Below are 10,291 nucleotides of genomic sequence, written 5' to 3' on the forward strand. Positions count from 1 at the left end.
TGCATTAATATTACTATATGAACCAACAACTTGATAAACAGCAGTACCATTATTCGCGCCATTTTTAAAGGCATGAATATCAAGATCAACACGGTAGTTCGCTGTATCTGTCTCTGCCAAGTCTTGCAAATGAGTTGCAACCAATCTTACCCCTGCAAGTTGACCAGCATTTACAGGATTAGCGCCATTATAACTATACTCCCAGTAACCGTTCTCATCGACTGTTGTAACTTTTTGGCTAGAACCATCACTGAATTTACTACCATCAGCTAAAGTCAGATAAACGCTTGTTTCGCCCCAATAGCCTGAGCCATCAAAACGTGTCGCAAAACCAGCTAAATTACCTTTATCATTATAGAATTTAACCCCATCTGTTTCCATGAATGCAGATGCACTGAATTCCGTTAAGTTGTTATATGGTTTGTAGTACCAATCCACATAATTACCTTTACTATACTGTTTGATTGGGTCTGCAAGAACATTAATATATTGATCTGTAATCGAAGTATTACCTGCAGCATCAACTGTTTCAAATACATAGTTTTTAAAAGCATCGAGATGTTTTAATAAAGTTGAGACATCTAATTTACCATTCGCATCTGTATTGTAAACAACACCTGGTAAAGTCACTTCTTTACGATTTTCATCATGCCCAGCACCACGATAATCTTCTTCATAGATTCGGAATGGACGTACGCCTGTATCACCAAATTGGAAATAAGCACCTTTCGTATTTAAACCACCGTCAGAAGCGGAAGTACTATTTGAATAATCAAAATAGCCATTCATTGCAACATTATCGATCTTATAGTTTTGTGCTGTCGCTTCTGTCGCACCACCTGCATAAACTGTCGCTGTATTTCCTGCAACATCTGAAACTACAGCGCGGAATTTACGATCTACATTATCAAGTGTATCTTTCGACCAATCCACATCATAAGATGAAGTACCATCAGCACCGATTGTTGCTGTGTTTAAATCCGTCCAAGTTGCAACACCTGTTACATCATCAGTAATTAGTGTTTGATAAATAACTTTAGCGCCAACTTCACCTTTCACATTTAATGTGAATTGATCATCATTCGAATAGAAGTCAGTATGTGAATCACCATTGTCTTGATAATTACTCATCACAATTGTTGAATCTTTCGGTGCTTGAGTATCAATTACAACATCTTGAAGTGTTGGTTGGCCTACGTTTCCTGCTTGATCAACCACACGCGCACCAAACTTATACGTACCATCTGCTAGAGCATGACCTGTATTATCATAACTCCATGTTCCATCTGCATTTTGTTTAGCATCCATCCATGTTACACCGGCATCTACAGTGATCTGAACTTTATCGCCCACATCAAGAGGTGCTGAAACTTTCGCATTCGCAACCAATGTATTATCATTGGTAATAAAATCACCAACTGTACCACTATCATCTGTAATTGAAGCAATTGTTGCCATTGTTACTGGTGCTGTCGTATCCACAATCAGATTAAATGGTCCTGCAGGGTCACTGACATTACCCGCTTTATCCGTTTGAGTAGCAGTTAATGCATGCGTACCTTCTGTTAAACCTGGTGCAGGAATTGTATAAGTCCACACGCCTGTTGCATCGGCTTGAACACTACCCACCAATAACTTGTTCTCATAAATAGAAACAATATTATTTGCTTCAGCATGTCCAGTTAGCGTTGGTGTCGTGTCATCAGTCTTATCATCTGATTTCAGCGGTCCTTGAACCAACCCAACATCATCTGTCACTGTATCAATGGTTAAACCAACTGGCTTAACAGTATCGATATTAAAGTCAATGCTTGCTTTCGCTGTATTGCCATTATCCGATACTGCTGTCGCTGTATATTCTTGTAAACCATCAGCTTGATGTGGCAACTCTACAGACCACTTGCCTGTTGCATCTGCTGTAGCAGACCCAACCGCAGTTCCAGCTTTATTCACAATGGTAACCACTGCACCAGCCGTCGTTTCACCAGATAATGTTGGTGTATCATCGTTGGTATAACCACCTTTAATAATTGGTCCAATAATTGGATCTTTATTATCTGACGCTTCTAATGTTAGTCCTACAGCACGCGTATCTACATTAAAGTTCAATGCATCACTTGGAACACTGGTATTTCCAGCGGGATCCGTTTGCGTAACGGTAACATTGTGTGGTCCATCAATTAATGGTGTGGTTGGTGTAAAGTTCCATTTACCATCCGTACCGACTTCAGTGCTGCCAATTGGTTTACCGTTGTCTAAAATCGTAACTTTATCACCAGGTGCACCTGTACCGCTTAGCGTTGGTTTACTGTCATCTGTTGTACTACCTGCTTTAATTGGTCCCTGTACATCACCAATATCATCTTGTGCAACAAATGCAGGTTTCACTGGTGGTGTAGTATCAAGAATAATCAGGTAATCACCTGTTTGTGGGCTCTTCTGTCCAGCACCATCAACTGCATCAGCCGTGATATTTTTAGGACCATCGGCACCTAAATCACCCACTTCTACAGACCATGTTTGATCGGGTTTAACTGTTGCCGAACCAACTTCTACACCATCGCTATAGACATGGACAACTGTACCCGGTGTTCCCGTACCACTAATGGTTGGGGTTTTATCATCGGTACTTTGACCTTTATCAACTCGACCCGTTACATCACCAACATTATCTTCAACATTGGTAATTGCTGGTGCTGAAGGTGGGTTTCCAAGTAAATCAAATGCCCATGCTGGTGTTGCAACGCCTTCATTTCCAGCTACATCTACAGGTGTCGCAGTTAAACTATGCGGACCAGCAGCAAGAGGCATATTCGGTGTGAAACTCCATGTACCATCTGGCTGTACAATTGCTGTACCTACCAATTGACCATTGTCATAAACATTCACATGTTCTGCATCAGCAGGTGCTTTGCCTTTAAATTCAGGACGAGCATCATCTGTTTCTCCACCCTTCGGAACTGTTCCTTGGATTGAACCAACATCATCATGTAAATCTAAGCCTGATAATGGTTCTGGAGGAGTCGTATCAACCGTAAAGTCTTGAGATACGATGCCGCTTGTATTTCCTGCAAGATCAATAACCTGTGCTTGAATCGCATATTTACCATCAACCAATGTGTTTGCAGAATTATCATAGCTCCAAGTTCCATCAGCTTTTGAAACAGCATCTACCCAAGTTTTACCAACATCCAAGCTAATTTGGACTTTTTCTCCAGCAACTAAAGATGCTGAAACTTTACCATTAAAGGCAAGCGTAGCGTCTTTGGTAATAAAGTCATTCGTACTTATGCCAGTATCTTCAGTAATACCTGTGATTTCAGCTTTCGCTGTGGGTACAACAGTATCAACCACTACATTTTGCGGTGCAGAAACATGACCAATATTACCTGCTAAATCAATAATACGACTTTCAACAACATATGTGCCATCTGCTAATTTATTTGCGGTGTTATCTAACTTCCATGTATTTGAAGCACGATCAACTGTCGCATCTACCCATGTCGCTCCGCCATCTAAACTGATTTGTACTTTTTCATCAGCACCTAAAATTCCAGTGACTTTACCGTTAAAAATAAGTGTATTGTCATTGGTCACATAATCGCCTGCCACACCACTATCATCTGTAATACTTGATAGCTCAGCAGTTGCAGATGGTGCTGTTGTATCGACAACAACGACTTGTGTTGAAACTGTACCTGCTGTTCCAGCTGAATCAATCACACGCGATTCAACAGTATATGAACCATCAACCAGTGGCGTTGCTGTCTGATCAGATTTCCATGTATTGGTTACTGGATCAGTTACGGCATCAACCCATGTTTTTCCGCCATCTAAGCTGATTTGGACTTTTTCACCTGCTTTTAATGGTTCTGACGTTTTACCATTGAAAATAAGTGTGTTGTCATTGGTTACATAGTCACCTGCTACACCACTATCATCGGTAATACCTGTAAGCGACGCTGTTGCAGATGGTGGAATAGTAACAATTTGAACAGGCTGATTAATGAGGTCACCCACATTACCGACTTGATCAACTACACGTGCTTCAAATGTATATGCACCACTCGCCAAGCTATTTGCAGTATTGTCCAAACTCCATGTATTAGCCACACGATCGACTGTTGCTGCTACCCAGTTTTTACCACCATCTAAGCTTACTTCAATATGCTCATTGGCAGCCAAAGTACCGCTCGCAACTTTCCCATTGATGACTAATGTCGTGTCACTGGTAATGTAATCACCCGCAGTTCCTGTATCATCAGAAATGCCTGTAAATGCAATTTTTGCTGCTGGTGCAGTTAGATCAATCACAACATCTTGGGTTGCTTCAGCACTGTGATTATTAAATGCATCTGTTACACGTGTTTTGAAAGTATATGTACCTTCCGCCAAAGAATTTGCTGTGTTGTCTAAGGTCCATGTACTGTTAACACGATCAACTGTCGCATTGGTCCATGTTGTACCATTATCTAAACTAACTTCTACACGCTGATCGGCAGTTAAAGTACCCACAACCTTACCATTAACGAGAAGGGTTTGATCATTGGTTTGATAGTCATGCTTATCATCACCCGAATCTACTGTAATACCCGTAAATTCTGATGTTATGCCTGATGGAAGAGACGTTTTAATTTCAACAATTTGATCTGTGGCAGGACCTGCATTACCCGCTTTATCAACAACACGAACTTCAAATGTATAAGTTCCATCTGCAAGTACATTGCCAGTATTGTCATAGCTCCATGCTTTTCCAGTCGCATCTACAACTGCTGAATGCCATGTTGTACCATCCAAGCTAATTTCAACACTTTCTCCAGCACCTAATGTTCCTTTGACCTGACCATTGATGATTAATGTATTGTCATTGGTTTTAAAGTCATGTGTATCAGGACCCGTATCATCCGTAATGCCTGTAATTTGAGCCAAAATCGCAGGTGCTTTGGTATCAATTACAATCGCGTTCGATGTAACAACACCATCATTCCCAGCTTGATCTACAACTTTGCTTAACAGCGTATAAGAACCATCTACTAACGGGTTATCTGTATTGTCATACGTCCACGTTTTGTTTGCATGATCAACAACAGCATCTAGCCAAGTTTTACCACCATTTAAACTAATTTTAACGGAATCATTCGCACCCAATACACCCGTAATATCACCATTTAATACCAATGTATTATCACTGGTATTAAAGTCACCCACGACACCTGTATCGTCAGTAATTGCTGTAAGTTTTGCAATAACATCTGTAGGAGGAGGTGTTGTATCAATCACTACAGTAACTTGAGTCGGTGTATTTGGAACATTTTCTGAGGTAACAACACGTGCTTCAAAGGTATACGAACCATCAGCCAGTACATTTCCAGTATTGTCATAGCTCCATGTATGGTTTACTGGATCAACATTTGCGTTTTTCCAAGTCACCCCACCATCTAAGCTAATCTCTACACGATCACCCGTTGCTAAATTATTTAAAATTTTACCGTTAATGAGCAGTGTATTGTCATTGGTAATATAGTCACCAACAGTACCGCTATCCGTGGTAATACCTGTAAATTCTGCGGTTGCAGCAGATGTTTTTGTTGCCACAACAACATCTTGTGCTGATACATCACCAAGATTGTTCGCAGTATCAACGACACGTGTTTGAACGTGATAAGTACCATCTACAAGTGTTTTTGCAGAATTATCATAAGACCAAGTATTTGCACCACGGTCTACTGTAGTATCTGTCCATGTTTTACCACCATCTAAGCTGATCTGGACTTTCTCATCTACTGCTAAAGCACCTTGCACAGTACCTTGGAAAACCAAAGTATTATCGCTGGTTTTAAAGTCACCCACGATCCCTGTATCATCAGAAATTGCTGCCAGTGTTGCTGTTGCTGTTGGTGCAGACGTATCAATCACCACTGTATCAATTGAAGGTGTACTTGCATTTCCAGCCGTATCAATAACACGTGTTTCAACAGTATAAGAACCATCATCTAATTCATTAATTGTATTGTTGAATGTCCAAGTACCTGTCACTTTGTTAACAGTAACGTCTTGCCAAGTTGCGCCAGCATCTAGACTAATTTGAACTTTTTCATCACCCGCTAACGTGCCAGTGACTTTACCTTTAAAGACCAGTGTATTGTCATTCGTTACATAATCCCCCACAACACCACTGTCTGTTGTAATACTGACCAATTGTGATGTCGTAACAGGTGCTGAAGTATCAATGGTTAAATCATGTTCAGATTCTGGACCTGCATTATCCGCCTTATCAACGACCCGAGTAATAACAGTATATGCACCATCTGCCAATGATTGAGCCGTATTATCTAGACTCCATGTGCGTGTCGCCGCATCAGTTTTTGCATCTAGCCAAGTTTGCCCACCATCCAAACTCACCTGAACTTTATCACCAATAGCCAAGCTTCCGCCTGTCACTTTACCGTTTAATAACAGCGTATTATCATTGGTAACAAAGTCACCCATAATACCACTATCATTTGTAATACCTGTCAAAACAGCACTAACAATAGGTGGACGAGTATCAATCACAATATCTGTAGGTGTAACTTGACCTGCATTTCCTGCTGAATCTACAACACGTGTTTGGAACTTATATGTACCATCTGCTAAAGGTGAATCTGTATTGTCATAGTTCCATGTATTTGTTATTGGATCTACAGCAACATCAGTCCATGTTTTCCCACCATTTAGACTAATTTGGACTTTTTCACCTGCTGTTAATGCACCTGAAACTTCGCCCTGTAATGCCAATGTATTATCGTTTGTGACGAAATCACCCACCACACCTGTATCTTCTGTGATACTGGTTAAGTGGCTTGTTACTGTGGGTGCTAACGTATCAATGGTAATTGGCTGAGAAGAAATTTTTCCTACATTACCGACATCATCAATTACACGCGTTTGAATCGTATAAGTACCATCCGCTAAAACCTGAGCAGTATTGTCATAACTCCAAGTATGATTAGGACCATCAACAGTCGCATCAGACCATGTTGCGCCACCATCAAAACTGACTTGAACTTTATCGCCCGCAGCTAAATCATTAACAATCTTACCATTTACAACCAGTGTATTATCATTGGTTATATAATCACCAACAACACCACTGTCTGTCGTAATACCACTAATTTGGGCAATCGCTGCAGAAGGTGTTGTATCAATCACAACAGTTTGAGTAATTGGAGTACTTGTTGTTCCTGCAACATCAACAATACGAGCCTCAAAGGTATATGTACCTTCAGCCAATGCATTCGTTGTATTGTCATAACTCCAAGTTTTACCTGTCGCATCAATCACAGCATTGTGCCAAGTTTTACCCGCATCAACACTGACTTGAACAATTTGACCTGCAGCTAATGGCTTAACAATTTCACCATTCACAACCAGTGTTGTGTCATTGGTTTTAAAATCGCCTGCTACACCACTATCATCCGTGATACTGCTAAATTTAATCGCACTTGAGTCTAAAATCGCTGTGCTAATCACTACAGTATGAGAAATCACCTGAGATGGATTACCCGCCACATCAACTGCACGTGCTTCAAAATTATATGTGCCGTCTGCCAATACTTGTTTTGTATTGTCATAACTCCAAGTACCATTCGCACGGTCTACTGTCGCAGTAATCCAAGTTGCACCACCATCTAAGCTAACCTGAACACCTTCGTCATTAGCACCCGTGAATTTACCAAATAAAATTAAGGTATTATCACTGGTAATAAAATCACCAGCGGTACCTGTATCTTCAGTAATTCCATCAAAGGTCAAAGCAGACGGTGGTGGTGGTGTTGTATCAACCTTCACGTCTATGCTAATTGGAGAACTTGTATTTCCAGCTAAATCTATAACATGCGCTTCAATTTTATATGATGCATCTGGCAGTACATTCGCAGTATTGTCATAACTCCACGTTGTACCCGTCGCATCAATCTTAGCGTTAATCCAAGTTGCACCACCATCTAAGCTAATTTCAACTCTATCGCCAGCTGCAAGTGGGCTTGTAATTTTACCATTGAAAATTAAGGTGTTATCGCCAGTAATATAATCACCTACGATACCTGTATCTTCAGTAATACCTGTAAATGCAATTAGACCAGGTAGTGGTGGTGTTGTATCCACTGTCACATCTTGTGCAACAGGTGTATTGGTATTTCCTGCAATATCAACAACCTGTGTTTCGAATTTATGCACACCATCGGTTAAGGTTTGAGATGTGTTATCAAAGCTCCACGTATTATTTACTCGGTCTAAAGTTGCATCAACCCAAGTACCACCATCTACTCGAATTTGAACTTTTTCATCAGTCGCAAGCGTGCCACTAATTACACCATTTACAAGGAGTGTTTTATCATTGGTAATATAATCGCCTGCAATACCTGTATCATCAGTAATGCCCGAGAATGTTGCTTGTGCAGTTGGTGCATGAGTATCAATTGTGACTGTTTGAGGCGTAGAAAGTGGCCCAATATTTCCAGCTTGATCGACCACACGCGTTACTATGCTGTGTGGACCATCTGTTAATGATGTCTGAGTATTATCCACAGTCCATGTTTTACTGGCTGGATCGATAACTGCATCTACCCAAGTCGTGCCACCATCTAGGCTCACTTGAACTTTATCAGTAGGATCTAAAGTCCCATTTACAGTACCTTTTAAAACCAATGTATTGTCATTGGTAATAAAGTCGCCAACCACACCGCTATCATCTGTAATACTAGATAAAGTTGCTGTAGCTGTCGGTGCTTGCGTATCAACAGTTAAAGTGATTTGTGAACTGCTTGATACACCTGCATCATTCGTTGTTGTTGCAGTATATGTATGTGAGCCATCATTTTGCTGTGGAAGTTCAAACGTCCACTGTCCAGTTGCATCTGTCGTTGCTGATCCAATTTCAGTACCATTTTCAGAGATATGTACGACTGAACCAGATTTCGCTGTACCCACTAAAGTAGGTTTAGCATCATCCGTCACTGCATTATTTGCTAAATCACCCTTATATAAACCAACATCATCAATTGCTTTAAGAATTTGTATTTGAACAACCTGAGTATCAACTTTAAATGTAAGCGGATCACTTGCATCACTGATATTACCTGTCGGATCAAGTTGCTTCACGGTAATTACATGATTGCCATCTGCCAAGGGTGCTGTCGGGGTGAATGTCCAAGAACCATCTGGTTGCACAGCTGCTGAACCAATTTGAATACCTTGATCAAATATTTGAACAACACCACCCTTTTCTATACTTGTTCCTGAAATTTTTGGCTGATTATCATCCGTTGTACTATTATTATTAATCAATCCCTTAACAGGACCAATGTCATCATCCGCAGTAAATATAGGTTTATCTGGAGCACTTGTATCTTGAATTTGTACAACATTATCATAAGGTAAGTTTTGTTTATTGGTTCCTTTTAATAGGAAACTTTCACCATTACTATAAGGAACTTCTATGTAAAATGAACCATTTAAAGCAACATTTCCTGTATATACTGGAGCTGTTGTATTCACAGTACCATCTGCATTTAGCAAATATACCGTAACCTTAGTACCACCTTTATAATCACTAGAATTAATATCAGCCATTTTTAACCTCATTATTTATCTATAGTAAAATTATTTTTTCTTAACAATAATTGTCTGTTATGTGATCATTATCACACTTTTATACTAAAAATCAAATCTTATTATTTAGTAAATTTAAACAAAAAAAGCCACATCGTAGTGTGGCTTTCTTATCTTAAGGCTTAATAAATGATGTTATTCTTTAATAGATCATTAAAATCAATATGACCTGAATTCTCTAATGTTAGGAACTGTGTCGATTGATAAACACTACCCGCACCATCTCTATCTATACTTAATACTGTTGATACTGCACCAGTTTTCGCATTGATAACATCATGTTCTTGCAAGAACTGACTAATATTGATGCTGTTCACTGTCGTACCTGTTTCTGCCTTGATTTGTGCCATCCAATCTGTCAAATCAATTTTGTCTTTCGATGTATCAAAATGATTCCACATATCCGTCACATGCATACCAACATCAGTACCTTTACCAGTTAAGCCGTCATAGATACCATCACCATTCACATCAACAAAGTCTTTACCTGTTGTATTAATCGAGATTCGGTCATCACCATTACGGTCTATCCAACCATTAGTATTACTATTACCAAAGGTATCTAGATCAAACTGTGAACCATAACCATTGCCAATTGTTGTACCAGTCTCTCCTAGGTATAAACCACCACTATTCATCT

Annotated in this window: 1 protein-coding gene and 1 pseudogene; both read right to left on the reverse strand. The window is 39.9% G+C overall.

The window, feature by feature from the left end:
- Positions 1-9,612: Ig-like domain-containing protein (locus B9T35_RS18100; protein ID WP_171264329.1), on the reverse strand; the 9,612-nt coding region annotated here is incomplete at its 3' end.
- Positions 9,613-9,773: 161 nt separating this feature from the next.
- Positions 9,774-10,291 (reverse strand): annotated as a pseudogene (locus B9T35_RS18505) (hypothetical protein); the annotation flags it as partial.

Origin of the sequence: Acinetobacter sp. ANC 3832 (genome assembly GCF_002135415.1) — a bacterium.
Taxonomy (GTDB): domain Bacteria; phylum Pseudomonadota; class Gammaproteobacteria; order Pseudomonadales; family Moraxellaceae; genus Acinetobacter.